The organism is [Empedobacter] haloabium (assembly GCA_008011715.2).
Taxonomy (GTDB): Bacteria; Pseudomonadota; Gammaproteobacteria; order Burkholderiales; family Burkholderiaceae_D; genus Rugamonas; species Rugamonas haloabia.
Genome location: CP136508.1, coordinates 164,704 through 188,816 on the forward strand (window position 1 = coordinate 164,704; position 24,113 = coordinate 188,816).

20 protein-coding genes are annotated in these 24,113 nt (G+C 67.3%); 13 read left to right on the forward strand and 7 right to left on the reverse strand.

Features of this window, described 5'->3' with window-relative positions; genetic code table 11:
* Positions 1 to 88: 88 nt before the first annotated feature.
* The 9 genes from E7V67_000685 (at position 89) to E7V67_000725 (ending at position 11,955) form a co-directional block, all read left to right on the forward strand.
* Positions 89 to 556: a helix-turn-helix domain-containing protein gene (locus E7V67_000685; protein WUR13655.1), complete on the forward strand. Its 468-nt coding sequence runs from the start codon at positions 89 to 91 to the stop codon at positions 554 to 556.
* A complete protein-coding gene (locus E7V67_000690; protein ID WUR13656.1) occupies positions 553 to 1,128 on the forward strand; it encodes a PIN domain-containing protein in 576 nt (191 codons plus the stop codon). The genes E7V67_000685 and E7V67_000690 overlap by 4 nt, the downstream gene beginning before the upstream one ends.
* 195 nt (positions 1,129 to 1,323) lie before the next feature.
* Positions 1,324 to 2,358: a LacI family DNA-binding transcriptional regulator gene (locus E7V67_000695; protein ID WUR13657.1), complete on the forward strand. Its 1,035-nt coding sequence runs from the start codon at positions 1,324 to 1,326 to the stop codon at positions 2,356 to 2,358.
* Between the two features lie 85 nt (positions 2,359 to 2,443).
* On the forward strand, positions 2,444 to 3,739 hold the full coding sequence (locus E7V67_000700; protein WUR13658.1) for a cellulase family glycosylhydrolase: 1,296 nt from the start codon (positions 2,444 to 2,446) through the stop codon (positions 3,737 to 3,739).
* Entirely contained in the window at positions 3,726 to 5,090 is a 1,365-nt protein-coding gene (locus tag E7V67_000705) for a GH1 family beta-glucosidase (protein ID WUR13659.1), read from the forward strand. The genes E7V67_000700 and E7V67_000705 overlap by 14 nt, the downstream gene beginning before the upstream one ends.
* Before the next feature lie 47 nt (positions 5,091 to 5,137).
* A complete protein-coding gene (locus E7V67_000710; protein WUR13660.1) occupies positions 5,138 to 7,609 on the forward strand; it encodes a glycoside hydrolase family 3 N-terminal domain-containing protein in 2,472 nt (823 codons plus the stop codon).
* A gap of 12 nt (positions 7,610 to 7,621) precedes the next feature.
* A complete protein-coding gene (locus tag E7V67_000715; protein ID WUR13661.1) occupies positions 7,622 to 8,911 on the forward strand; it encodes a sugar MFS transporter in 1,290 nt (429 codons plus the stop codon).
* 123 nt (positions 8,912 to 9,034) lie between these two features.
* Entirely contained in the window at positions 9,035 to 9,934 is a 900-nt protein-coding gene (locus tag E7V67_000720) for a sugar kinase (protein ID WUR13662.1), read from the forward strand.
* Complete coding sequence (locus tag E7V67_000725; protein ID WUR13663.1) at positions 9,931 to 11,955, forward strand: phospholipase C, phosphocholine-specific; 2,025 nt, start codon at positions 9,931 to 9,933, stop codon at positions 11,953 to 11,955. Before E7V67_000720 ends, E7V67_000725 begins: the two co-directional genes overlap by 4 nt.
* Positions 11,956 to 12,040: 85 nt before the next feature.
* On the opposite strand, the gene E7V67_000730 is transcribed toward E7V67_000725, so the two are convergent.
* Genes E7V67_000730 through E7V67_000750 form a run of 5 tightly spaced genes read right to left on the reverse strand, consistent with a single transcriptional unit; the run spans position 12,041 to position 16,754 of the window.
* Positions 12,041 to 12,457, reverse strand: coding sequence for a secondary thiamine-phosphate synthase enzyme YjbQ (locus tag E7V67_000730; protein ID WUR13664.1), 417 nt, complete (start codon positions 12,455 to 12,457; stop codon positions 12,041 to 12,043).
* A gap of 11 nt (positions 12,458 to 12,468) precedes the next feature.
* Positions 12,469 to 13,593, reverse strand: coding sequence for an FAD-dependent monooxygenase (locus E7V67_000735; protein WUR13665.1), 1,125 nt, complete (start codon positions 13,591 to 13,593; stop codon positions 12,469 to 12,471).
* Positions 13,590 to 14,945 carry a Xaa-Pro aminopeptidase gene (gene pepP, locus E7V67_000740; GenBank protein WUR13666.1) on the reverse strand — a complete coding sequence of 452 codons (1,356 nt, stop codon included), beginning with the start codon at positions 14,943 to 14,945 and terminating at the stop codon, positions 13,590 to 13,592. The genes E7V67_000735 and pepP overlap by 4 nt, the downstream gene beginning before the upstream one ends.
* Positions 14,942 to 15,646: a nucleotidyltransferase family protein gene (locus tag E7V67_000745; protein WUR13667.1), complete on the reverse strand. Its 705-nt coding sequence runs from the start codon at positions 15,644 to 15,646 to the stop codon at positions 14,942 to 14,944. Before E7V67_000745 ends, pepP begins: the two co-directional genes overlap by 4 nt.
* Positions 15,647 to 15,656: 10 nt before the next feature.
* Positions 15,657 to 16,754, reverse strand: coding sequence for a phosphotransferase (locus E7V67_000750; GenBank protein WUR13668.1), 1,098 nt, complete (start codon positions 16,752 to 16,754; stop codon positions 15,657 to 15,659).
* A 102-nt stretch (positions 16,755 to 16,856) separates the two neighbouring features.
* Between E7V67_000750 and E7V67_000755 the strand changes: the two genes are divergently transcribed.
* The 4 genes from E7V67_000755 to rsmA all read left to right on the forward strand — a co-directional run bounded on the left by E7V67_000755 (position 16,857) and on the right by rsmA (position 22,467).
* Entirely contained in the window at positions 16,857 to 19,100 is a 2,244-nt protein-coding gene (locus tag E7V67_000755) for an LPS-assembly protein LptD (GenBank protein ID WUR13669.1), read from the forward strand.
* Positions 19,101 to 19,202: 102 nt separating this feature from the next.
* Complete coding sequence (locus E7V67_000760) at positions 19,203 to 20,603, forward strand: peptidylprolyl isomerase (GenBank protein ID WUR13670.1); 1,401 nt, start codon at positions 19,203 to 19,205, stop codon at positions 20,601 to 20,603.
* A 4-nt stretch (positions 20,604 to 20,607) separates the two neighbouring features.
* Positions 20,608 to 21,648, forward strand: a complete 1,041-nt coding sequence (gene pdxA, locus E7V67_000765) for a 4-hydroxythreonine-4-phosphate dehydrogenase PdxA (protein ID WUR13671.1) — start codon at positions 20,608 to 20,610, stop codon at positions 21,646 to 21,648.
* 45 nt (positions 21,649 to 21,693) lie between these two features.
* Complete coding sequence (gene rsmA, locus E7V67_000770; GenBank protein ID WUR13672.1) at positions 21,694 to 22,467, forward strand: 16S rRNA (adenine(1518)-N(6)/adenine(1519)-N(6))-dimethyltransferase RsmA; 774 nt, start codon at positions 21,694 to 21,696, stop codon at positions 22,465 to 22,467.
* A gap of 268 nt (positions 22,468 to 22,735) precedes the next feature.
* Here the strand turns inward: rsmA and E7V67_000775 are convergent, their stop codons facing one another.
* A complete protein-coding gene (locus E7V67_000775; GenBank protein ID WUR13673.1) occupies positions 22,736 to 23,326 on the reverse strand; it encodes a hypothetical protein in 591 nt (196 codons plus the stop codon).
* 56 nt (positions 23,327 to 23,382) lie between these two features.
* Positions 23,383 to 23,979, reverse strand: a complete 597-nt coding sequence (locus E7V67_000780) for a hypothetical protein (protein WUR13674.1) — start codon at positions 23,977 to 23,979, stop codon at positions 23,383 to 23,385.
* Between the last annotated feature and the right edge of the window lie 134 nt (positions 23,980 to 24,113).

The window sequence follows — 24,113 nt, forward strand, 5'->3', positions numbered from 1 at the left end:
GCTGGGCAGCTTGTTTGTTTTGTTTGTTTATTTGTTGTGCATTTCGATTGTTTCGATTAGCATGGGTCTATCTGCCAGAGGAGGTCCCATGTCCACCACCGTAGATTTCACTTTGGAATTGCCGGCCGCGGCGGAAATCCAGGCCGCGCTGCAGGGCCAGCGCGTGCTTGCCGCGCACTTGGCGACGACCCATCCTACCCAATCGATTCAGATCGTCGATAGCGCCGGGCAGCCGCATCAAGTCGAGCTTCCCACGAGCGCCTTGCGCCTGCTGGGCGACGTGCTGGCGGAACTGGCGGCCGGCAATGCCGTCCGGGTGGTGCCGGTGCACGCCGAGCTGACCACGCAGGATGCGGCCGACCTGCTCAACGTATCGCGCCCGCACCTCGTCAAGCTGCTGGAGGAGGGCGCATTGCCGTTTCATCGAGCGGGCAAGCACCGGAGAGTTCGGTTCGCCGACCTGATGCAGTTCAAGGCTGCGCGCGAAGCGGCAAGCCATCATGCGATGAAAGCGCTGGCGGAACAGGCGCTGGAACTCAAACTTGGCTATGAATGAGAATCTCCCCCTTCACCGTGGTCTACGACGCTTGCGTGCTGTATCCGGCACCGCTGCGCGACTTCCTGATGTGGCTGGCACTGTCCGGCTGCTTCAGGGCGCGCTGGAGCGAACGTATTCATGGTGAATGGAAGCGCAACCTGCTGAAGAACCGCCCCGACCTGATGCAGGCCCAGCTCGATCGCACGTCCGCGCTGATGGATGCTGCGGTACCGGACTGCCTGGTGCGCGGCTACGAGAAGTTGATGCCGGGTCTTACCCTGCCCGACCCGGACGACCGCCACGTGCTGGCGGCGGCGATTCGCTGCGGCGCCAGCGTCATCGTCACCTTCAATGTGCGCGATTTCCCGGCCGAGGCGCTGCGCGAATTTGCCATCGAGGCACAGCATCCGGACGAATTCACCGAAAACCTGTTCGACCTCGATCGCGAGGCCGTGCTGGCCGCGGCACGCCACCAGCGCGTTCAGCTGAGCAATCCCGCGATTGGCATCGAACGCTACCTCGACATCCTGCGCCGCCAGGGGCTACCCCGCACCGTGGACGCCTTGGCGGTGTACCGCTGCCTGCTCTGAGCGCAAATTTCTGCTGTCGGGGCAGGCTCTTTCCTGTATAGTTCACCCGCAAATGGTAACGTTTCCATCCATGGGACGGCAGGGCCTCCGCCCGTCGCCGGCCCAACGGTCGGCGGGACGGACGACGGCGGAACGAACGGCGCATGCAGTATGCTTGCCGTTTTCGGCCGATACAGACTTACAGGACAGGCAGCAGTGGCAACCATCAAAGACGTAGCCCGGCTCGCGGGCGTTGGACTGGGCACGGCGTCGCGCGTCGTCAGCGGCAAGGGCGCGGTCTCTCCCGCCACGCTGGCGAAGGTGCGCAAGGCGATCGAGGAGCTGGACTTCCGGCCGTCGCACGCGGCGCGCGCGCTGCTGTCCGGCTATTCGAAGATGATCGGCGTGTACATCCCGGTCCTGAAGGGCACGTTCTACACGCCGATCCTGCAGTTGATCGACATGGAGCTGCGCGCCAGCGGCCTGCACATGGTGGTCGCGTTCGGGGTCGGGCAAAGCGATGCGCGACGCCAGGCGGTCGAGGGCATCGAGTTCCTGATGGAGCGCGGCTGCGACGGCATCATCACGATCAGCAATGCGCTGCAGGACGAGGACATCGAGGCCTTCGGCACCCGCGGCTCGAACTTCGTCGTCGTCAACCAGGCGTTCAGCGGACTGGCCGAGCAATGCTTTGTCGTCGATCACCGCGTGGGCGGGCAACTGGCGGCGCAGGCGCTGCTGGCGCACGGCCATCGGCAGATCGCCGTCATCGCCGGTCCCTCCACAGCGCCCGACAACGTCGAGCGGATCGACGGCTTCATGGCCGAGCTGCGGCGCCAGGGCGTCGACACCGGTGGCCTGTGGGTGGCCGAAAGCGATTTCTCGCCCGAGGGCGGGTGGGCGTGCACGCGCGAGTTGCTGGCGTCGGATTATCCGTTTACCGCGCTGTTCTGCGCGAACGACGAGATGGCCATCGGCGCGCTGTCGCAGTGCCAGGAGGCCGGCATCGCCGTGCCGCGCGACGTCTCCGTGCTGGGCTACGACGACACGCCCAGCGCCCAATTTTCCGCGCCGCGCCTGACCTCCGTGCACGTGCCATGGCGCGACGTGGCGCTGGCTGGCCTCAACGCGCTGCTGAATCGCTGCTATGGCGGCGACAGGCCTGTGACGCGCGACTACCCCGTCAGCATCACGCAGCGCGCCTCGCTGGGCCCGGCGCCGGAAGGCGGAGGGCGCAGGCGCCGCGCTTAGCGCTGGCGGCAACCGGTAGCGCGTCGCTGACGCGCTTTTTCTTGACTGTGCGTGGAAAGCTTTCCAAATGGAAGGGAGAAATGCGATGTTGAAGCGCTTGCTTGCGCTGCTGGCGGTGTCCGGTAGCGCGGCCGTCGTGGCCGGTGGCGCCGCGGCGGCGCCGCTGCCGATGCTGCACACGGCGGGTACGCAATGGCTCGATCCGGCTGGCCGGCCCGTGATCCTGCGCGGCACCAACCTGGGCAACTGGCTGATCAACGAGTTCTGGATGATGGACCTGGGCGGCGACCAGGACGACCAGTGCACGCTGGAGGCCACGCTGGAACGGCGCTTCGGCCACGCCGAGCGGGAGCGCCTGATGCGCCTGTTCCGCGACAACTGGATCACCGCGCGCGACTGGGACCTGATGCGGCGGCACGGCCTGAACGTGGTACGCCTGCCGTTCATCCACAGCGTGATCGAGGACGAGCGCCGGCCGCGCCAGCTGCGCGCCGACGCCTGGCGCTACCTGGACGACGCCATCCGCCAGGCCGAGGCGCGCGGCATGTACGTGATCCTGGACCTGCATGGCGCCGTCGGCAGCCAGGGCTGGGAGCACCACAGCGGCTGCGCCGGCAAGAACCGGTTCTGGAGCGTGCCCGAGTACCAGGCCCGCACCGAATGGCTGTGGCAGCAGATCGCGGCACGCTACAAGGACAACGGCACGGTGGCCGGCTACAGCGTGCTCAACGAGCCATGGGGCACGACGCCGCAGAACATGGCGGCGGTGGTCGGCAAGCTGTACAGGGCGATTCGCGCGGTCGATCCGAACCACGTGATCATCCTGCCGGGCCACAGCCAGGGCATCGATGCCTACGGCAAGCCGGCCGACAAGGGCATGCGCAACGTGGCGTTCGAGATGCATCCGTATCCGGGCCACTTCGGCTGGGGCGCGCCAGGGCTGGCCGTGCACCGAGAATGGCTGACGTGCGGGCCGGACGGCAAGGGCGGCGTGTGCGAGTGGGATGCCCGGCTGCGCCGCCTCGACACGGCGTTCTACCTGGGCGAGATCCAGCCCTGGGCGCTGCTGGGCCAGGAGCTGGGCGGCCAGGTAGCACGCGCGTCGTTCGATACGTATGCCAAGTACGGCTGGGCCGCCACCGCGTGGTCGTGGAAGGTCGTCACCCGCACGGGCGGCCATGGTACCGGCAAGTGGGGCTTCGTCACCAACGCGCCCGGTGCCGGCGTGCCGGCGCTGGACTTCCAGACCGCCACGCTGGCCGAGATCGAACGGCTGTTCCGTTCTTTCGGCACGCAACCCTATGAACTTCATCAACCGCTGCTGCACTGGCTGACCATCGACAAGGCACGCGGCATCCAGGACATCCATGACAGCAAATGACTTTTCGGCCGCCCTGCCGGCCCTCCGACGCAGCGATTTCCCGGCCGCCTTCCGCTGGGGCACGTCCACCTCCTCGTACCAGATCGAAGGCGCCACGCGGGAAGGCGGGAGGGTCGAATCGATCTGGGACCGCTTCTGCGCCACACCCGGCGCCATCCGCGACGGCAGCAGCGGTGCCGACGCCTGCGACCACTACCGCCGCTGGCCGCAGGACCTCGACCTGGCACGCGACTTGGGCACCAACGCCTATCGCTTTTCCATCGCCTGGCCGCGCATCTGGACGCAGGACGGCGCCCCCAACGCACAGGGCCTGGACTTCTACGAGCGCCTTGTCGACGGCATGCTGGCGCGTGGCCTGGAACCTTGGGCCACGCTGTACCACTGGGATCTGCCGCAGGCGCTGCAGGAGCGGGGCGGCTGGGCGGCGCGCGACACGGTGCACGCCTACACCGCCTACGTCGATGCCGTCACGCGCCGGCTGGGTGACCGGGTCAACCACTGGATCACGCACAACGAGCCGTGGTGCACGGCCATGCACGGCCACTGGGACGGCATGCATGCGCCAGGAATCCGGGACCTCGGCACGGCGCTGCAGGTGTGCCACCACGTGCTGCTGTCGCACGGACTGGCCGTGCCGCTGGTGCGCGCCAATGCCGCCGGCGCGCAAGTCGGCATCGCCCTCAGCCTGCATCCGGTGCGCGCCGCATCGACGAGCGACGACGACATGGCCGCCGCGCGCCGTCACGACGGCCTGCGCAATCGCTGGTTCCTCGATCCACTGGCGGGGCGCGGCTATCCGGAGGACGTGCTGGCGCTGCTGGGCGCCGCGGCGCCGCGCATCGAAGCGCGCGACCTGGAAACCATCGCGCTGCCGACCGACTTCATGGGACTGAACTATTATTTTCCCGAGACGATCGCCCACGCCCCCGGCCGCGCACCCCTGCAGACCGCGGTGGTCACCCCGCCGGACGTCGAGCGCACCGCCTTCGGCTGGGAGGTCGAGCCGGCCGGGCTGACGGAACTGCTGCTGCGCCTGCACCGGGAGTACACGGTCCCGGCGCTCCACGTGACCGAAAACGGCTCGTGCTACGACGACGAGGTGATCGACGGCGCCGTGCACGACGAAGCCCGCAGGCGTTACCTGGTGCGCCACCTGGCGGCCTTGCGCGACGCGCTCGCGCAGGGCGTGCCGGTGCAAGGCTATTTTGCCTGGAGCCTGCTCGACAACTTCGAGTGGGCCGAGGGCTATACGCGGCGTTTCGGCCTGACCCACGTGGATTTCGCCACCCAGCAGCGGCTGCTGAAGCGCAGCGGCCAGTGGTACCGCGACTTCCTGCGGACCGGCACGTAGACAAGACAAGAGCGACAATACCCATCAGCTTCCTCCAGGAGACCCCCATGACCGCACGCACCACCCGCCTCACCGTTCTTGCCGCCGCGCTGCTGGCCGGCGCCGCCCACGCCGCGCCGGTCGCCGACTGGCCCGCCATCCGCAGCGCCATCGCGCCGGACGCGCAGCTGGAAGCGCGCATCCGCGCCATCGTGGCCGGCATGACGCTGGAGCAGAAGGTGGGCCAGATGACGCAGGGCGAGATCAAGACCGTCACGCCGGACGACGTGCGCAAGTACTACCTCGGCTCGGTGCTGAACGGCGGCGGCAGCTGGCCGCAGGGGAACAAGTACGCCACCCCGGCCGACTGGCTGGCGCTGGCGGACGCCTACTACGACGCCTCGATGGCCACCGACATGGCAACGAAGATTCCCGTCATCTGGGGCATCGACGCCATGCACGGCAACGGCAACGTCGCCGGCGCCACGCTGTTCCCGCACAATATCGGGCTGGGCGCGGCGCGCGACCGCGCGGGCGTGAAAGCGATGGCGCAGGCCGTCGGCAAGGCGGTGCGCGCCACCGGCATCAACTGGGTGTTCGCGCCCACGCTGGCCGTGGTGCGCGACGACCGCTGGGGCCGGACTTATGAAAGCTTTTCGGAAGATCCGCGCCTGGTGCGTGACTACGCGGCCGGCTACGTGGAGGGTTTGCAGGGCGACTTCCGCGACGACGCCAACGTCGTCGCCACCGCCAAGCATTTCATCGGCGACGGCGGTACCGACCAGGGCAAGGACCGCGGCGTGAACCGCGCCAGCCAGCGCGACATGATCGATATCCACGGCGCCGGCTACGTGACGGCGTTGCAGGCTGGTGCCCAGACGGTGATGGCCTCGTTTAACAGCTGGCACGATGGCACCACGGATCATGGCAAGATGCACGGCAGCGCCGAGCTGCTGACCGGGGTGCTGAAGCAGAAGATGGGCTTCGACGGGTTCGTCGTCAGCGACTGGAACGGCATCGGCGAGGTGCCGGGCTGCGCCAACGACAGCTGCGCGCAGGCGATCAATGCCGGCATCGACATGATGATGGTGCCGGACGACTGGAAGAAATTCATCGCCAACACGATCGCGCAGGTCAAAAGCGGCCAGATTCCGATGGCGCGCATCGACGATGCCGTCACGCGCATCCTGCGCGTCAAGCTGCGCGCCAACCTGAAAAAGCCGTCCGCCTCCGTCCACGCCGGCAAGCCCGAGGCATTGCAGGCGCGCACCCTGGCGCGCAAGCTGGTGCAAGAGTCTTTGGTTCTGCTGAAAAATGACGGCGCTACCCTGCCGCTGGCGCGCAACAAGAAGCTGCTGGTGGTCGGCAAGAGCGCCGACAGCGTCGCCAACCAGTCCGGCGGCTGGACGCTGACCTGGCAGGGCACCGACAACAAGAACAGCGACTTCCCTCATGCCGACTCGATCCTGGCCGGGCTGCGCGCCGCGGCCGGCGACCAGGTCGCGTTCAGCGCGGACGGGCAGGGCGTCGACGTGGCCGACTACGACGCCGTCATCGCCGTCATCGGCGAGACGCCGTATGCCGAGGGCGATGGCGATATCGGCCCGGCCGCCAACCTGCGCCACAGCGCGCGCTACCCGGAAGACCTGGCCGTGCTGAAGGCGGTGGCCGGCAAGGGCCGGCCGGTGGTGACCGTGTTCCTGTCCGGCCGGCCGCTGTACGTCAACGACCTCCTGAACCTGTCGGACAGCTTTGTCGCCGCCTGGCTGCCCGGCTCCGAAGGCAAGGGCGTGGCGGACGTGCTGCTGCGCCGCGCCGACGGCAAGGTCGACGCGCCGTTCACCGGCAAGCTGTCGTTCTCCTGGCCGAAAGGCCCCTGCCAGACGCCGCTGAACGTGGGCGACAAACATTACGCACCGCTGTTCGCCTACGGCTATGGCCTGCGCTATGGCAGTACCCGCCGCGTGGGCAGGCTGGCCGACGATAGCGTTACCGCTGGCTGCGGCAAAACCAATGCCTTCCCCGTCTTCAACCAGTCCGACCGGGCCACGTTCCCCCTCTACATGCAGAGCGGCGGCGAGCGGGTCGCGCTGGGCGCCGACCTGAACGCCACCTACAAGCTGGCCACGCTGACGGTGGAGACGGCGCAGGTCAATACACAGCAGGATGCGAAAAAAGTAACGTGGACCGGCCCCGGTTTCATCGAGGCCCGCGCCGCGCAGCCGCGCGCGTTGCCGGCGTGGGCGACCGAGCGCGGCGCCCTCACTTTCGACACGCTGGTCAGCGCGGCGCCACAGGGCCAGGTGCTGGTCGGCATGGGCGACAAGGCGGTCGACCTGACGGCCGAATTCACCCGTTTGGCCGGCCAAGGCAAGCGAACTGTAAAGATACCGCTATCGTGCTTTGTGGGCCTGGACGCGTCAAAGGTGGATAATGCGTTCCGCGTCACCGCACAAGGCAGCTTTGTTGCAGCCTTCACCAATGTCCAGGTTGTGGGTGGCGCGGCGGCGGAAAGCGATGCGTTCCGCTGCGCACTTTGACAGGAGAGCTTCATGGAAACACCTACTAGCACGGCCGCGCTGGCGCCGGACGCGGTCGCGCACGACGGTCGCGGCAACACGGCGCCGCTGATCATCGTTACGATTCTGTTCTTCATGTGGGGGCTGTTGACGTCGCTGAACGACGTCCTGATCCCGCACCTGAAGGCGATTTACACACTGAGCTACGTCCAGGCGATGCTGGTGCAGTTCTGCTTCTTCGGCGCCTACCTGATCGTGTCGCTGCCGGCGGGGATGCTGATCCGTCGCATCGGCTACCAGCGCGGCGCGGTTGCCGGCCTGGTCGTCGCCGCGGCCGGTTGCGCGCTGTTCTACCCGGCGGCGAACGGCGGCTATGGCCTGTTCCTGTTCGCCTTCTTCGTGCTGGCGGGCGGTATCACGGTGCTGCAGGTCGCGGCGAACCCCTACGTGACGGTGCTGGGCGACCCGCGCACCGCCTCGAGCCGCCTGACCTTGACGCAGGCGTTCAACTCGCTGGGCACCACGGTGGCGCCGGCGCTGGGCGGGATGCTGATCCTGTCCGGCAGCGTGCTGGGGGCGGAAGAGCTGGCGCGCCTGCCGGCCGTCGAGCAGGTCGCCTATCGCGCGCAGCAGGCCGCTGCCGTACAGGGACCGTACCTGGCGCTGGCGGCCGCGTTGTTGCTGCTGGCCGTGCTGTTCGCACTGGCCCGCCTGCCGAAACTGGTCGACGCGGCCGGCGACGCGCCGGCCGGGCGTTTCACCGACCTGTTCGTGCACAAGCACCTGGTGCTGGGCACGATCGGCATCTTCCTGTACGTGGGCGGTGAAGTATCGATCGGCAGCTTCCTGATCAACTACATCGGCGAGCCGCATATCGCCGGCCTGGCGCCGGCCGACGCGGCGCATTACGTCAGCCTGTACTGGGGCGGCGCGATGGTAGGCCGCTTCATCGGCTTCGCCGTCATGCGCACGGTCAGCCCGGGCAAGGCGCTGGCGTTCAATGCCGTCTGCAGCATGCTGCTGATCCTGGTGGCGATCTTCGGCAGCGGCCAGCTCGCCATGTGGGCCATCCTGGCCGTGGGCCTGTGCAATTCGATCATGTTCCCGACCATCTTCAGCATGGCGCTGCACGGCCTGGGCCGCCAGACCGGCCAGGCCTCCGGCCTGCTGTGCATGGCGATCGTGGGCGGCGCATTGGTACCGTTCGCGCAGGGCGCGCTGGCCGACGCCAGCGGCATCCAGGTGTCGTTCTTCGTGCCCCTGGCCTGCTACGCGTTCATCCTGTACTTCGGTGCGCGCTACGTGAACCTGCACCGCCAATAAACCGGTAGCAGCGGGGACAGGCACATGTGCCTGTCCCCATGGGTTTCTCATCCCTTGTAGTAATCCCGCAGCAAATTCATGCTAATGTCGCTCCCGTTCAGTTACGAAAGGGCAGCGGTGAGTATGACGGCAAGGACGGGCGAGGCGGCAGCCTTCGACCTGATCGGCATCGGAGAGTGCATGGTCGAGTTCCACGCGACCGCGCCGCTCGCGCAGGCCACCCAATTCCACAAATCCCATGGTGGCGACGTGCTGAACGCACTGGTCGCCGCGGCCCGCATTGGCAGCCGCACAGCGTTCGTCAGCCGCGTGGGCGACGATCCGTTCGGCCCTGGCCTGCTGGCCGCCTGGCGCGCCGAAGGCATCGATACCAGCCGCGCGCCGCTGGTCCCGGGCGAAAACGGCGTCTACTTCATTTCCGTCGACGCCGCCGGCGAGCGCTCGTTCACGTACCGCCGTGCCGGCAGCGCCGCTTCCGGCATGACGGCCGACGTCGACGAAACCTTCCTCGCGTCGGCCCGTTGCCTGCTGCTGTCCGGGATCACGCAAGCCATCTCGCCGGCCGCCCGTGCCGCCACGCTGGCCGCCGCGCGCACCGCCCGCGCGCACGGCGTCACCGTCGCCTACGATCCGAACTACCGTCCGCGCCTGTGGACGGATGCGGCAGCGGCCCGCGCCGCCTGCATCGAACTGCTGCCCTATGTCGACATCCTGCTCCCCAGCCTGCCGGCGGACGCGGACATGCTGCCTGGTCCCGCGCTGACGCTGGCGCCGCATGTGGCGGCGAAGCTGGGTGAGGAAGGCTGCGAAATCTGGCTGGACGGCGAACGCACCGTAGTGCCGGCCGCGCCGGCGCAGGTGGTGGACACGACCGGTGCCGGCGACTGCTGGAACGGCACCTACCTGGCGCTGCTGTTGCAGGGTGCGAGTGCCGCGCAGGCCGCCGCGCAGGCCAACGCCGCCGCCGCGGCCAAGCTGGCGCATCGCGGCGCCATTCCGCCACGGACCGGAGGTGCACGATGAGCGCGAATTCCCGCCGCCGCTTCCTGGGCGGTACGGCCGCCGCCGGCATCCTGAGCGCGATGCCGCCGCTGCTGCGCGAAGCGCTGGCCGTCCCGGCGCGCAAGGGTACCGGCACCATCGGCGACGTGCGCCATGTCGTCATCCTGATGCAGGAAAACCGCTCCTTCGACCATTATTTCGGCACGCTGGCCGGCGTACGGGGTTTTGGCGACCGCCTGACGATTCCGTTGCCGGACGGCCGCACCGTCTGGCAGCAGCACAACGGCCACCGCATCGTCATGCCGTACCGCCTGGACCAGACGGTGGGCAACGCGCAGCCGCGCATGGACCTGCCGCACACCTGGCCGGACGCGCAGGCGGCGTGGGACGAAGGCCGCATGGCCTCCTGGCCGCGTTCGAAGACCGATGCGTCGATGGCCTACTACACGCGCGCCGAGCTGCCGATCCAGTTCGCGCTGGCGGAAGCGTTCACCTTGTGCGACGCCTACCACTGCTCGCTGCAGGGCGGCACCAATCCGAACCGCCTGTTCATGCTGACCGGGACGAACAACCCGACCGGCGTCGGCGGCGGTCCCCTGATCGACAACCGCATGGAAGGCCTGGGCCCGCCGGAGCAAGGCTTCAACTGGGTGACGTATGCCGAGCGGCTGGAGGCGGCCGGCGTCAGCTGGAAGGTCTACCAGGACATGGACGACAATTTCGGCTGCAACCTGCTGCAGGTGTTCCGGCGCTATCGCGAGGCGTTCGCGAACCGTCCCAATCCGCTGGCCGACAAGGCGCTCAGCACGACCTTGTGGAACGCCACGCTGGATGGGCTGCGCGATGACGTGGTGGCCGGCAAGCTGCCGCAGGTCAGCTGGGTGATCCCGCCGCAGTTGTACAGCGAGCATCCCAGCCCGTCCACGCCGGTCCAGGGCGGCGCCTATACGCTGCAGGTGCTGGAAGCCCTGCTGGCCGATCCGGACGTGTGGGCCGGCACGGTGCTGCTGCAGATGTACGACGAGAACGACGCCTTCTTCGACCACATGCCGCCGCCGGCGGCGCCGTCGTGGCAGCCGGACGGCAGCCGCGCCGGCAAGTCCACGGTGGATTTTACGGCCGAGTGTCATACGGACAGCCGGCTGTACGGCCTGGGGCCGCGCGTGCCGATGCTGGTCATGTCGCCCTGGAGCAAAGGCGGCTGGGTCAATTCGCAGGTGTTCGACCACACGTCGATCCTGCGCTTCCTGGAGCGCCGCTTCGGCATCGCCGAGCCGAACATCGCGCCGTGGCGCCGCACCGTGTGCGGCGACCTGACCAGCTGCTTCGATTTTGCCGCGCCGGACGCGCGCAAGCCGGCCGTGCCGGTGCGCGACATCGCCTGGGCCGACGCGGTACGGGCGAGCCAGCGCGCCACGCCGCCGATCGAGGTGCCGCCCGAAGGCTCGCAGTCGGTGCCGCGCCAAGAAGGCGGCACGCGGCCGTCGCGCGGCCTGCCGTACCGGCTGGAAGTGACGGCACAGGTCGACGCGACCGGCGTTACGCTCTCGTTCGACAACAACGGTGGCGTCGGTGCCGTGCTGCACGTGTACGACCGCCGCCGGCTCGAGCTGGGGCCGCGCCGCTACACGCTGGAGGCGGACCGGGGCCTGAGCGACCGCTGGACCGTGGCCCCGGCCGATGGGCTGTACGACCTGTGGGTGCTGGGACCGAACGGCTTCCACCGCCACGTCAGCGGCCGCGCCGGCTACGCGGCGCTGAACGTGAGCGCGGCGCAGGACCGCGACCGCCTGGTGCTGACCCTGCACAATCCGGCCACGGTGGAGAAGCAAGTGACGGTGACGCCACTGGCCTATGGTGCCAGCGTACCGGTTACGCACCGGATTCCTCCGGACGGTGTGCTGCGCCTGCCGGTAACGGGGCCGTGGTACGACATCGGCGTGCGGGACGGGGAGTCGGCCTGGCGCTTTGCGGGGCGCATCGAGACGGGGGCTCACAGCGTCAGCGATCCGGCGTTCGGGTTGGCGCCGGCGGCTTGGTAGACGCGAGGGAGACCCGTGGTGACAGGCTCCTATCTCAGGGTCTGCGACCCTGAGATAGGAGCCTGTCACCGTGGGCTTACGCGGATCAGCCGCCCAGGATCGTGACGACCACCTTGCGCCGCTGCGGCGCCGTGCGGTGCTCCCACAGGAAAATGCCCTGCCAGGTACCCAGCAGCAGGCGCCCGCCACCAACCGGCACCGTCAGGCCGGTATCGGTCAGCACGCTGCGGGCGTGCGCGGCCATGTCGTCCGGGCCTTCGGTATCGTGGCGGTAGGCCGGGTCGCCGTCCGGCGCCAGCCTGGCCGCGATGGTTTCCAAGTCGCGCCGCACGTCCGGATCGGCGTTTTCCGTGATCGTCAGCGAGCAGCTGGTGTGCTGCACGAACACGTGCGCCAGGCCGCACTGCACACCCGATTGCGCCACCGCCTTGGCCACCGCGTCCGTGATATTGCGGGTGCCGCGGCCGGCATTGGAAAACTCGAGGATGGTCTGGTACGCCATGCGCACTCGCCCTATCTGCGGCCGTACATCATCAATTGCGCCAGCAGGCTGCGCGCCGGCGTGAACACGTCGATGGCGGCCAGCGACACGCCCAGCAGCGCCTGTACCGGCGAGTCGTTGGCGAACACCCGTGCCATCGTGTCCGTCAGGCGCACCGTCAGGTCGCGGTCCTGGCGGCGCAGGTCGGCGTATTGCGCCAGCATGTCCGGCGTGGCGCCTTGTGCCAGCAGGCGCGCCAGCACGGCGGCGTCGCGCAGGCCCAGGTTCAGCCCCTGGCCCGCCACCGGGTGCAGGGTCTGCGCGGCGTTGCCGATGGCGGCCGTGCGCGCGCTGCCGGCCATGCCGGCGTTCAGTCCCAGCGGGAAGGCCAGGCGGCGCGTGGCGCTGGTGAAGCGGCCGAGGCGTTCGCCGAAGGTGTCGCCCAGCTTCTTCAGGAAGGCCTCGTCGCCCATCGCCAGCAGCGTCTGCGCCGTGTCCGGCCGCACGCACCAGACCAGCGAGTAGCCGTCGTCCTGCGGCAGCAGCGCCAGCGGGCCTTCGCCGGTAAAACGCTCGTAGGCGCGCTGCGCTACCGGCGCGCTGGTCGTGACCTGGGCGATGATGGCGGTCTGGCCGTAGTCGCGCTTTGTCGCCTTGTCGTCCTGTTCGCCGAACAGGCCGCCCTCGGCCTGCACGACGATGGCGGCGCTGACGCTGCCGCCGTCGGCCAGGACCAGCCGCACGTGATCCGCCGACTCCTCGATGGCGGTGACGCGGACCGGGCGCAGCGAGCGCACGCCGAGCCGTTCGCACACGCCGCCCAGCACCGTGACGATGTCGCCATATCTCGTCACGTAGCCCAGCGCCGGCACGTGGTGCTCCGTGCGCGTGATCATGCTGCGGCCGAACTGGCCCTTGCGCGACACGTGGATTTCATGGATTTCCGTGGCTGGCACCGGCCAGGCGCCGATCTGCTCGAGAATCTGGCGGCTGCCCCACGACAGCGCCAGGGTGCGCGGGTCGGTGCTGGCCACGTCGAGCGGCTTGGCGTCGACCAGCACGATGCTGCCTGGGGCCACGCCGCGCCGCACCAGCAGCGCGGCCAGCGCCATGCCGGCCGGGCCGGCGCCGCAGATGGCGATATCGTAGTTGTTCATGCAGCACCCTTCATCAGTGCCTCGATCTCCGCCACCGTCTTCGGTGCGGAACCGGTCAGCAGCGTGTGGCCACCGGGGGCGACGATGACGTCGTCCTCGATGCGGATGCCGATGTTCCAGAACTGTTCCGGCACCCCTTCGGCCGGGCGCACGTAGATGCCCGGCTCGATCGTCAGCACCATGCCTTCCCGCAGTGGGCGCGACGGCTTTTCCTGGCCGGGCGCCTCGGCGCCCGTGGGCAGGCGGTAGGCACCGGCGTCGTGCACGTCCATGCCGAGCCAGTGACTGGTGCCGTGCATGTAGAACGGCAGATAGGCCTTGTTGGCGATGACGTCGTCGACACTTCCATGCTGGTCGCGCTTCAGCAGCCCGACGTCGAGCATGCCCTGCGCCAGCACGCGAACGGCCGCCTCGTGCACCGAGTGGAAGGTGCGGCCCGGCTGCACGGCGTCGAACGCCGCCTGTTGCGCCGCCAGCACCAGCTCGTACAGGCTGCGCTGGGGCGCGTTGAAGCGGCCGTTGACGGGGAAGGTGCGGGTGATGTCGGAAGCGTAGCCATCCAGTTCGCAGCCGGCGTCGATCAGTACCAGCTCGCCGTCGGCGATCCGGCGGTCGTTGCTGTTGTAGTGCAGGATGCAGCTGTTGGCGCCCGATGCCACGATCGGCGTGTAGGCCGGGAACTGGGCGCCGTTGCGGCGGAATTCGTACAGCAGCTCCGCTTCCAGTTGATATTCGAAGACGCCGGGGCGCGCCGCGCGCATGGCGCGCACGTGGGCGGCGCCGGAAATCTCGCCGGCACGCAGCATGACGGCCTGTTCGAACGCGTCCTTGACGACGCGCATCTCGTCCAGCAGCGGCGTGACATCGCGCAGCGCCGGCGGCGCCTGGATGCCGCTGCGGCCCTGGCGGCGCACGCTGTCGAGCCAGCGGCGCAATTGCGCGTCGAGCCGCTCGTCGCGTGCCAGCTTGCAGTAGAGCGCCGGCACGTCGGCCAGCAAGGCCGCCATGTGCGCATCGAGCGCATCTACGGGAAAGGCCGCATCGAAGCCGAACGCCTCGCACGCCGCCTCGGGCCCGTAGCGCAGGCCATCCCAGATCTCGCGCTCGGGATTTTTCTCGCGGCAGAACAGGATGGCTTGCGCCGCCTGCGCGCCCCGTGTCGCGACCAGGACCAGCACCGCCTCCGGCTCCGTGAAACCGGTCAGGTAATAAAAGGCGCTGTCGTGGCGGTAGGGATAGTCGCTGTCGGCATTGCGCGCCACCTCGGGGCTGGTGGCCAGCACCGCCACGCTGCCCGGCTCCAGCTGGGCCATCAGGCGGGCGCGCCGCTCGGCGTAGGGCGCAGTGTTCATGGCCGCTTGCCGTTGAGCTCTTCGAGCTGCTGGGGCGTGCCGACGTTGTCCCAGTCGCCTTCGTAGAGTTCACCGCCCACCAGCCCGCGGTCGGCGTACTCGCGCAGCAGCTTGCCCAGGCCCGCGTGCTGGCCCGGCGCGATACCGTCGAACATCGACATGCGGTAGACGCCCAGGTTGGCGAAAGTGTACGTCGGCGCGCCCGTGTTCGAGACCGTGTACAGGTTCAGCGCGAAGTCGCCCTTCGGGTGGAACGACGGGTTCTTCACCAGCCAGATCCAGGCGATGTCGCGCTTCTCGATCGGGTAGGCATTGCCCCACATGTCCTTGTCGTGCAGGACGTCCTTGGCCTCGGCGAAGTCGAAGTGGGGGCAGTAGATGTCGCCCGAGACGGCGAAGAAGGGCTCCTCGCCCAGCAGGTGACGGGCGTTGGCGATGCCGCCGGCGGTCTCCAGCGCTTCCTTTTCGGCCGAGTAGCGGATCGTGGCGCCGTAGCGGCTGCCGTCGCCCAGGTACTCCTCGATCATGTGACCCAGGTGGGCGTGGTTGATGACGATTTCCGGCATGCCGGCGCGCACCAGGTTCAGCACGTGCCATTCGATCAGCGGGCGGCCGCGCACCTTCAGCAGGGGCTTGGGGCAGGTGTCGGTCAGGGGACGCATCCGTTCGCCGCGCCCGGCGGCGAAGATCATGGCTTTCATCGATGCGTCCTCAGAAGGTGTAGCGCACGTCCGGCGCGCGGTTCTCCAGCGCGTCGAGCAGCTTGAGCAGGGGTTTCAGCTCGCGGTAGCGGCCGGCCGTGCGGCGCACGTATTCCATCACCGTCGGCAGGTCGCCCAGGTACAGCGGCTTGCCGTCGCGGTAGTTCAGGCGGCAGAACAGGCCGAGGATCTTCAGGTGGCGCTGCAGCGCCATGAATTCGAAGTCCTTGTAGAACTTGTCGAAGTCCTTGGAGACGGGCAGGCCGGCGGCGCGCGCGTGCTGCCAGTAGCGGATCACCCAGTCCAGCACCAGTTCCTCGTCCCACGACACGTAGGCGTCGCGCAGCAGCGAGGCGGCGTCGTAGGTGATCGGGCCGTAGACGGCGTCCTGGAAGTCCAGGATGCCGGGGTTGTTCTCGTCCATCCACATCAGGTTGCGCGAGTGGTAGTCGCGGTGCATAGTCACCTGCGGCTGCGCCAGGCAGTTGGCGATGATCGTGTCGAACACCTTCTGCAGCTCGGCGCTCTGCGTCTCCGTCAGCGTGGCGTTCAGGTGCTTGCCGATGTACCACTCGGGGAAGATGTTCATCTCGCGCAGCATGAAGGCCCGGTCGAATTCGGGCAGCACGCCGGGCTGGCTGGCCTGCTGGATCTTGACCAGCGCGGACAGCGCTTCGGCGTACAGGGTGGCGGCATTGTCGTGGTCCAGCACCTGCAAGTAGGTGGACGTGCCCAGGTCGGACAGCAGCAGGAAGCCCTGTTCCAGGTCCTGCGCCACGATGGCTGGCACCGAGACACCGGCATCGGCCAGCAGCGCGGCGACCTTGACGAAGGCGGCGCTGTTTTCGCGCTCCGGCGGCGCGTCCATCGCCACCAGCGTGGCGCCATGCGCGTCCCGTGCGGCCGGCAGCACGTCGAAGCGGAAGTAGCGGCGGAAGCTGGCATCGGCGGACGCGGGACGGCAGGACTCGACCTGCACGAGGTCCAGGCCTTGCAGCCATGCCCGCAGCCGGACGAGGCGATCGTCAGGTTGAGTCGCGGCGGCGCCGGCAGTTCCAGGCTCGCCAGCGGGAGCGAATTTTGGTGATACTTTATACAATAAAGACATGAAAACAGCCTGTCGAATCCGGGCGATGGTGAAGATTCCCATATAATAAGGGATTCAAATCAAAAAATCGCCTGTCATGGTGCTACGCGTAACGTTCCTTTCATGAGCTGGTTTTTGGCCCCCCCATCCAAGCAACGCTGGGCGTTTGCCCTGACTGCCCTGGTCGCCGCATCGGCGGTTCCCACCCATGCACAGCCCGTAGCGGCCGCGGCAAAGGGCACGCCGCGCGTGGAAGATCCGGACGCGCCCGTGACGGTGCGGGCCGAGGAAATCACCGGGCGGCCGGAACGCGAACTCGTGCTCGAACGCGACGTGGAGATCGTGCGCGAGAAGATGCGCGTCACCGCCGATTCGGCCTGCTACCGCCAGGTGGAGGCGGAGCTGGAAGCGAAGAACAATATCCGCGTCTGGCGCTTCGGCGACTACTACACGGCCGATGAATTCCGCATCAACACCGATACCGGCGTCGGCACCATGCTGCACCCGACCTACAAGCTGGAGATGAACAACGGCCAGGGCAAGGCGCGCCGCATCGACTTCCTGAATCCGGACGAAGCGGTCGTCGTGGACGGCACCTACAGCACCTGCGAGGGGCCGAATCCGGATTGGTATCTGAAGGCCAGCACGCTCAAACTGGACATGGGCCGCGAGACCGGTGTCGCGCGCAATACGGTGGTCTACTTCAAGGACGTACCCTTGATCGGCACACCCGCGCTGTCGTTCTCGCTGTCGGGCGAGCGGCGCTCGGGCTGGCTGCCGGCGCTGCCGAGCTACAGCTCGCGCGGTTCCGCCGAGCTGACCTTGCCGTACTATTTCAACATCGCGCCCAACCGCGACCTGACGCTGTACCCGCACTATATCTCGCGCCGCGGGCTGCAGATCGGCGCCGTCGGCCGCTACATCGGCGAGACGGACGCGGGCTCGTACGAAGGCCGCACGCTGGTCGAATATCTGCCGCACGACAAGGAAGCGGGCATCGACCGCTGGCAGGTGGTGTCCAGCCATTCGCAGGCGCTGGCCAAGGACTGGTCGTTCGGCTGGAATGTGCGCGCGGCCTCGGATGACAACTATCCGAACGATTTCTCCAAAACGGTGGCCGGCAGCGCGGAACGCCAGCTGCTGCGCGAACTGCGCACCGACTACCGTGGCGAATACTGGAGCCTGACGGCGCGCGTGCAGAAGTACCAGGTGCTGCAGGACCCGGACCTGACCACGCCGACGCCGCACCCGTATGACCGCCTGCCGGCGATTAACTTCCATGCGGCGCGCTACGACATCGGTGGCTTCGACTGGCAGGTCGACAGCGAGATCACGCGCTTCCAGCATCCCACCCTGATCAACGGCAACCGCATGGTCGTGGTGCCGCAGGTGAGCTATCCGATCATCAGCCCGAGCTACTTCATCACGCCGAAGCTGATGTTGAATGCCAGCGCCTACCAGCTGGACGACTGGAAGAACACGGGCACCGGCCGGCTGGAGCAAAGCCGCTCGGAGACGCGCACGATCCCCACGTTCTCGCTGGACTCGGGCCTGGAATTCGAGCGGCAGACGAAGCTGTTCGGCCGCGCCGTCACGCAGACGCTGGAACCGCGTCTGTTCTACGTCTACACGCCGTACCGCGACCAGACCAGCATCCCGAACTTCGACACGGCGGACGCCACCTTCAACTTCTCGCAGATCTTCAGCGAGAACCGCTTCGTCGGCTCGGACCGCATCAGCGATGCGAACCAGGTGACGGCGGCCGTGGTGTCGCGCTTCCTGGAGGAGTCGGGCGCCGAGCGACTGCGCCTGTCGTTCGGCCAGCGCTTCTATTTCCACGAGCCGCGCGTGACCCTGGACGGTTCGACCACGGCCGCGGGCAGCCGCTCGGACCTGCTGCTGGCCGCGGCCGGCCGCATCTCCGACACCTGGGGCGTGGACAGCGCCGTGCAGTACAACCCGGACGACAAGAAGGTGGTCAGCTCCAGCCTGAACATGCAGTTCCAGCCGGGCGCCAAGAAGGTCGTCAACGCCGGCTACCGCTACCTGCGCGACAGCTTCAAGAACGTCGACTTCTCGACCCAGTGGCCGATCTCGCAGAAATGGTATGGCGTGGGTCGCCTGAGCTACTCGATGAAGGACCACCGCATCCTGGAAAGCCTGATCGGCGTCGAGTACAACTGCGACTGCTGGGTGTTCCGCGCGGGCGCGCAGCGCTTCGTGACGACAGCGAACAAGACCTCCACGCAGTTCTTCTTCCAGCTCGAACTGACCGGCCTGTCCAAGCTGGGCATCGGCAGCCCGCTGGAAGTCATGAAGAACAGCATTCCGGGTTATCAGCGCATCAACGACGTGACGCGCCGTTGAACGGGGACGGCGCTTACGTTTGCTTACCTTCGCCGATTGCCGATTCCCGCGCCATACCTGTTATTCTTCTCGTTTTAATCGACTTCAATGAGCGTTTCCGATATGCGTAAGTCCAGTAAGCACCCGATCACCCTCGCGGCAGTCCTGCTGTGCGCAATGGCCGCCGGCACCAGCGCCGTGGCGCAGAACGCCAAGCCGGCCGCGGCAGCAGCGGCTGCGGTCCAGAAGGGCTTCACGCCGCCGGGACAATCGAAGAACACGGAGATCGACTCGATCGCCGTGATCGTCAACGACGAGGTGATCACCCGGCGCGAGCTGGCCCAGGAAGTGAACACGATCGTGCAGCGCATGAAGGCGCAGAACGCGCAGCTGCCGTCGGCGGCCGACCTGCAGCGCCAGATCGTCGAGCACATGATCGTGCAGCGCGCGCAGCTGCAGATGGCGCGCGAGATGGGCGTGCGGGTGGACGATGCGATGCTGGACCGCGCCATGGTGCGCGTGGCCGCCGAGCAGAAGATGACGGTGCAGCAGCTGCGCGACCAGATCGAGAAGCAGGGCGGCTCGTATGCCGCCTTCCGCGAGGACATCCGCAACGAGATCATCATGACGCGCCTGCGCGAGCACGAGGTGGACCAGAAGATCCAGGTGTCGGAAGCGGAAGTGGACAGCTTCCTGGCCGCGCAGGAAGCGGCAGCGGCCGAGCAGTTCGAGGTGAACATCTCGCAGATCCTGGTGCGCATCCCGGAAAACGCCTCGCCGGACGTGATCGCCCAGCGCCAGAAGCGCGCCGAGGAAGTCATGCGCCAGCTGCGCACCGGCGCCGACTTCGCCAAGATGGCGGCGACGTATTCGGACGCCAGCGACGCCCTGCAGGGCGGCGTGGTCGGCTGGCGCCAGACCGACCGCATTCCGCCGGTGTTCGCCGAGGCATTGGTGAAACTGAACCCGGGCCAGGTCACGCCGATCATCAAGAGCGTGGGCGGCTTCCATATCCTGAAGCTTTCGGACAAGCGCAGCGTGGCGCAGGCGCAGGCCGAAGCGGCCGTGCAGCAGACCCACGCCCGCCACATCCTGCTGAAGGTCACGCCAACCTTGAGCGCGGCGGACGCCAAGCGCCGCCTGGCCGAGATCAAGCAGCGCCTGGACAGCAAGAGCGCCACCTTCGAGGAACTGGCGCGCCTGTACTCGAACGACGAATCGGCCAAGAAGGGCGGCGACCTGGGCTGGCTGGTGCCGGGCGACGCGCTGCCGGAATTCGAGCAGGCGATGAACGCGCTGAAGCCGGGCGAAGTCAGCGGCCCGGTCGAGACCAGCTTCGGCTACCACCTGATCCAGGTGGTCGAGCGCAAGTCGGAAGACGAGTCGAAGGAGAAGAAGCGCAACGAGGCGCGCATGGCGCTGCGCGAGCGCAAGATGGTCGAGGCGGCCGAGGACTTCCAGCGCGAGGTGCGCGACCGCGCCTACGTCGAGTTCCGCGCCGAAGACCTGAAGGAAGCGAAGTAAGCACATGCCAGCGCCGCGGCCGACGATCTGCATCACCACGGGCGAACCGGCCGGGATCGGGCCGGAGATCGCGCTGCGTGCCGCCTGGGCCCTGCGCGAGCAGGTCAACTGCGTGCTGCTGGGCGATGCGGCGTTCCTGGCGATGACGGCGCAGGCGCTCGATCCGGCCATCCGGGTCAGCGCGCTGTCGCTGCAGGCCGTGCGCAACGGCGGCGTGCCGCATTTCGGCGCCGATCGCCTGTGCGCGATCGACGTGCCGCTGGCCGCGCACGTGGTGCCTGGCACGCTGGACAAGGAAAACGGCCGCGCCGTGCTGGCCGTGCTGGACGCGGCCATCGAAGGCGTGCAGGCCGGCTGGTTCGCGGCGATCGTCACGGCACCGCTGCAAAAGAGCACCATCAACGATGCCGGCGTGCCGTTCTCCGGCCATACCGAATATTTCGCCGAGCGCACCGGAACGCCGCAGGTGGTCATGATGCTGGCCGGGGCGCCTGCCGGCGTCGAGGGCGTGCCGCAACTGCGCGTGGCGCTGGCCACCACGCACCTGCCGCTGAAGGACGTGGCGGGCGCGCTGACCCGTGAGGGCCTGGGCCGCACGCTCGACATCATCCACCACGACCTGCGCACCAAGTTCGGCCTGGCCGCGCCGCGCATCCTCGTCACCGGCCTGAACCCGCACGCCGGCGAAAACGGCTACCTGGGGCGCGAGGAGATCGACACGATCACGCCGGCCCTCGAAGCGGCACGTGCGCGCGGCATCGATGCGCGCGGGCCGTATCCGGCCGACACGCTGTTCCAGCCGAAGTACCTGCAGGACGCCGACTGCGTGCTGGCCATGTACCACGACCAGGGCCTGCCGGTGCTGAAGTTCGCCACCTTCGGCCGTGGCGTCAACATCACGCTGGGCCTGCCGCTGATCCGTACCTCGGTCGATCACGGCACCGCGCTCGACCTGGCGGCCAAGGGCCTGGGCCATGCCGACTGCGGCAGTATGGAGCAGGCGATCGCGGCGGCGCTGGCGATGGTGCGCGCCAGCCGCGCCTGACATAACCTCGGGCGGCCGATCGGCCGCCTTTTACCTAGAAGACACATGAAACACATTGCCCGCAAGCGCTTCGGCCAGAACTTCCTGCAGGACGACCGCGTCCTGGGCGACATCATCGACGCGATCGCGCCGGCGCCGGACGACACGATGGTCGAAATCGGCCCCGGCCTGGCGGCCATGACGGATTTGCTGCTGAAATCGCTGAACCACATGCACGTGGTGGAGCTGGACCGCGACCTGGTGGCGCGTCTCGAAAAGCGTTTTCCACGCGAGAAGCTGACGATCCACTCGGGCGACGCGCTGAAATTCGATTTCGGCACGATTCCCGTGCCGCAGGGCCGCAAGTTGCGCGTCGTCGGCAACCTGCCGTACAACATCTCCAGCCCGCTGCTGTTCCACCTGGCCGACTACGCGCCGATGGTGGAAGACCAGCATTTCATGCTGCAGAAGGAAGTGGTGGAGCGCATGGTGGCCGAGCCCGGCACGAAGGCCTATGGCCGCCTGTCCGTGATGCTGCAGTGGCGCTACCGCATGGCGCTGATGTTCATCGTGCCGCCGGAGGCGTTCGATCCGCCACCCAAGGTCGATTCGGCCATCGTGCGCATGATTCCGATCGCCGATCCGCTGCCTTGCGACCAGGCGACCCTGGAAGCGGTCGTGCAGAAGGCGTTCTCGCAGCGCCGCAAGGTGATACGCAACTGCCTGGCGGGGATGTTTACGGAGCAGCAGATCATCGACGCCGGCATCGACCCGGGCGCGCGGCCGGAGGCGGTGGCGATGGAGGCTTATGTGGCGTTGGCCAACAGCCTGAAGCCGTAAGCTGGAGCGCCACGTCGACTGCTTTCACCCCAAGGCGCAGAGCTGGGGTCAGACCCGCCGGGTCTGACCCCGGATTCCGGTCTTCGGCTAATAATAGTCAGCGGCCCTCATGCCATGTCACCAGCGCGCAGGCAAAAAAAAAGCCGGCTCAGAGAGCCGGCTAAATCCAATTCTTAGAAAGAAGTGGAGGAGACGGGAGTGATTATGATGCGTTGCCGCATATTGATCCACTTTATTTTACGAATGCCTATCATTCCACTTGTGAATATCACTTCGGTACGCAGGTAATCGCGATATTGGTCACGTCGGCGTCGCCCATCCTGCCCGTGCCGTTGGTGATCGCGCAATTGCGGCCGGTCGGCTGCTTCAGTACCACCAAGCCATACGACGCCTGCGACGCGATCGCGTCCGGGTACTTGAATGACGTGCTGGCCTTGGGAACCGTGAATTCCGAGCCGTTACCGTTGATGATGACCAGACCGTCCACGTCCAGGCCGCTCACCGTGCCGGTCAGCTGATAGGTGTTGACCGAGCAAACGATTGCCACATTGATCGTCTGCGTATAGCCCGCCGAGCCCTTCAATGCGCCCGTGATGGCCGGGCCGCAGCTCTGGTGCGCCGGGTTCTTGATGGCGATCTCGTACTCGTCGCCGTAGTCGATCGAGTTCGGGAACTGGAACGTGACATCGGACGTGCCGTCCGGCGCAGGGTTGACCGCGATCTTGTCGCCACCGTTGGTCAGTTCCATGCCACTGAATTTCAGGCCGCTGACGGTGCCGTTGATCGTAAACGATTCCTTGCCGCCGCAGCCGGCCAGTGCCAGGGCCAGCGCGATCGGGCCCAGATACATTGCTTTCATTGCATTCTCCAAAAAGAAGCGCGCCGCGTGGGCGCGCCGGTACCGGTGTCGCGCGCTCAGGCCTTGGTGCAGGTGACAACGATGTTGTTGACGGGGCCCGATGGCATCGTGCCGGCATTGTTGGCTACGCTGCAGACCTGGCCGGTCGGGTTTTGCAGGACGGTGATGCCATAGTTGGCGCCGTCATCGACTTCCGTGTCGAACGTGAAGCTCGTGCTGCCCGCGGGGACTGCCTTCTGCACGGCGCCGTTGTTCAGGATCAGGCCATCCGCGGTCAGCCCGCTGACGGTGCCGCCCAGCTTGTAGCTGAACGTCTTGCACGTGACTTCCACTTGGCGGGCGGTGTAGTAGTTGGCTTTCAGGCCGATGGTCTTCGCCACCACGTCGCACTTGGCGGCGGTCGGCTGCGTTTGAATCTGCACGTCGATCGTGCTGTCTTCCTCGATCAGGTTGGGGAAGGTGACATATTGCGACACCGCTGCGGAAGGACCGACACTGACGGTCTGGCTGCCGCTCTTGAGCACGAGGCCGGGCTTGGTCAGGGTGTGGACGGTGACCTGCAGCACCAGGCTGCCATTATCGCTGCCGCCGCAACCCGCCAGCAGTGCCGCGCACAGCGCGCCCGCGCTCGCGCGCACATACATACTCTTCATATCAAAAATCTCTCCAAAATCAATAAGCTGGAATGCTGTGCCGCGGCGCGGAGCATGAGTCGGCGCTTATTTTAGTGCATTTAACAACGCCAAGCTCGACAAATCCTTGTAACGACTTGTGTCGGCCAGAACCG